Origin of the sequence: Candidatus Magnetobacterium casense (assembly GCF_019173545.1) — a bacterium.
Lineage (GTDB): Bacteria > Nitrospirota > Thermodesulfovibrionia > Thermodesulfovibrionales > Magnetobacteriaceae > Magnetobacterium > Magnetobacterium cryptolimnobacter.
The window spans coordinates 1-2,849 of the sequence record NZ_JABXWD010000408.1 but is presented as its reverse complement, the minus strand read 5'-3'; the positions used below and the strand labels follow the sequence as shown (position 1 = coordinate 2,849).

Sequence of the window (2,849 nt, the reverse complement as noted above, 5' to 3'; positions counted from 1 at the left end):
CCCCCTACCCCCTACAAGAAGGGCGGCTCCGCCCCCTCCTTGACCTCCCCTGCAAGGGGACCAGTCCCCTTGACCCCGTTTATCTTACCCACCAAAAGTTTATGCACCCAATTTTAGAGAGGTACCGGTGGGTTGTGGTGGGGCGTGGCTACTGTGTTTCGTTGAGGGACCTTCCCGTGGTCTTGAGGAAGAGGTCTTCGAGGTTTGCCTGACGCAGGTAGTAGTCGTCGCTGTTGAGGGTTTTGATGATGTCCTGCAGGGGGTCTATGGTGTTGGAGTATACGTGTGTAGTGCCGTGGGCGTGGTCTGAGCGCAGATTGAGGCTGTCTATGTGGCCGTTGATTCGCCGTGCGACGTGCGGCTGACGCAGTTCTAGGACGTAGCGTTCGATGTGACGCTGCAACAACTCGTTGGGATTGCCCTGGATGACCTTTTGACCTTCGTTGACAATGACGAGGTTATCACACAACTGAAATGCCTCTTCCATGTAGTGCGTGGTAAGCAGGATCGTCAGATTGTCTTTTTTCATCTGCCTGAGCTTGTTCCACATGAAGTGTCGCACCTGCGGGTCTAAGCCCGTGGTTGGCTCATCCAGGATCAACAGCCGTGGATTGTTGATAAGGGCACGCGCTATGATTAACCGCCTCTTCATCCCGCCGGAGAGACTCCTGAGCCTGGCGTCGCGCTTGTCGGAGAGTTCCATGATATCAAGCAGTTCGTCGATCCTGTTTAGCGCCTCACGTCGTCTGATACCGTAGAACTTGCAAAACGTCATCAGGTTCTCTACGACGTTGAGTTCAACGTCAAGGTTGTCCTCCTGCGGGACAACGCCACAGATGCTCTTGATCTTCAGCTCATCGTACATGGGGTCGTAGCCAAAGACGGAGATGGCGCTGCCGGCGTGCTCATCCCTGAGCGACTTGCCATAGATCATTTTCATCAGCGTACTCTTGCCTGCCCCGTTAGGCCCCAAAAGCCCAACACACGCCCCACCCATGACCTCAAACGATATCCCCCTCACCGCCATGACCTTGCCGTAGGTCTTGTGGACATCCCTCACCGAAATAACTGATTCACTCACCATATTTACCTGCCCATAATTAATTTTATATTGTCTGTTTAATTAACTCCGGTTAAGGCAAGAAGGGGAGCGGTTTGTGGCAGGGGTGCCCCACCCCCTCTGCCCTAACCTCAGACCCCCTCCTGCAAGGAGGCCAGCCCCCTTAACCCCATTATCCACCATCATTGCAGTCAACTTCATAGACGCTGAGTTTTGTTTTCATCCCTTTTATTGTCATTTCTCCCAGAGGTTTAATCCTGAACTCTACATCATTTTCAAGGAGCCTGTAAAGCCCCTCTGCAATATACACAGTACCAGGTGGAGTGAGGTTTTGTACCCTGCTTGCTATATTGACTACACTTCCATAGAAGTCGCCATCCTTGTATAGGACGTCTCCGGCATTTATGCCAATACGCACGTAATGACGCCTTGCCTCTTCTGTGGTTTCGTTATTGCGTGCTATAGACCGCTGGATGTCTATTGAGGCCCTGACGGACTCTGCCGGTGTCTTAAAAGACGCCATAACCGCATCGCCTATCTTTTTGACAACCCTTCCGTCATGGGATTCTATTATTGGGATGACGATCTTGTTGTGATTACATATCCAGGTATGAGCATCAATCGTCCCGTATCTTTCAAAATACTCAACCGACCCCTTTAAGTCCGTAAACATAATAACCGTAAATTCACGTTTTCCCTCGGATGAATCGGGGGCCGGGGCTTTATCGTCAGCTATGTCTTCCTGGTATGAGCTTGCCCACTGGAGCTTATCTTCCAACATCTTCTTGACATCGGTGACCTCAAATACGACATTGCCTTTATACAGGCACACCTCCACGATACAGCCCTTTGGTAGTTCGCCTTTTAACATCTTCTCGTTTAATGGTATATCGATTAGCCTTTCGGTTGCCAGCTTAATCAGCCGCTCTCCGTTTACTGAGTCACAACTGCCGTCACACAGAAAACTCAGGACTTCCTCTGAAACGTCAAAGAAGACATCTTCTACTATTAACTCCATTCTAATCCGGTTGAGCACTTCAAAGGCAATCCTCTTTATATCTTCCACATTTAGGGGCCTGTTGAGTGACTTCATAAGCGCCTCTCTCATCGCCTCGATGGAGACACCGGCGTCATTTATGGCCTTTTCGACATAATCACCAGGCTCTTCCATAATTGCGGCAAGCAGATGTAACACCGTGATAGTCTCGGAACCTACCGATTGGGCTATCTTGGCCGCTCGATTAAATGCCCCCTTGCAGCTTTCGCTTCTATGGAGGGTATTTTCCGTATGAGTGTATCCTCCGTTACCGATTATTTCCCTGATGATACGTTTAAGGTCTTTCCTGTCGATGTGTATACGTAAAAAGAGTTCGTCCAATGCCTTGACCTCCGGTTTCATAGCGTCTGAATCCGGCATGTCTGCGTATGGGGCATCAAGTGCCAGTACATCGCCAATCTTACATATACCGACAAGGATATGTTCCCTTTCTATACGGCGATGTCGTGTCGTATGTGTCTCGTTATCGGCTATCTGCCAGACAAGTTTTACCGCCGGTGATATGGATACGCTCATAATCTACTCCTTATTTATATCAATATAAATCAACCTTGCAAAATTCTTGTCATTCCAGCGCAAGCGGGAATCCACTCCATGTAGTTGGGTATACTATCTTCTATGCTTTAGCTCTTCTATAAACGCCTTCGCTGTTTCTACATGCCCTGCATACTGGGGAGGCGCATACCTTATGAAGTTCTCATAGGCCGTAATGGCCTCATCTATAAGGCCTTT

At 49.4% G+C, this 2,849-nt stretch carries 2 protein-coding genes; both read right to left on the bottom strand.

Going from position 1 to position 2,849, the window contains the following annotated elements; all coding sequences use genetic code 11:
- Positions 1–148: 148 nt before the first annotated feature.
- A complete protein-coding gene (locus tag HWQ67_RS15590; protein ID WP_218253608.1) occupies positions 149–1,084 on the bottom strand; it encodes an ABC transporter ATP-binding protein in 936 nt (311 codons plus the stop codon).
- A 148-nt stretch (positions 1,085–1,232) separates the two neighbouring features.
- On the bottom strand, positions 1,233–2,633 hold the full coding sequence (locus HWQ67_RS15585) for an adenylate/guanylate cyclase domain-containing protein (protein ID WP_218253607.1): 1,401 nt from the start codon (positions 2,631–2,633) through the stop codon (positions 1,233–1,235).
- Positions 2,634–2,849 lie beyond the last annotated feature (216 nt).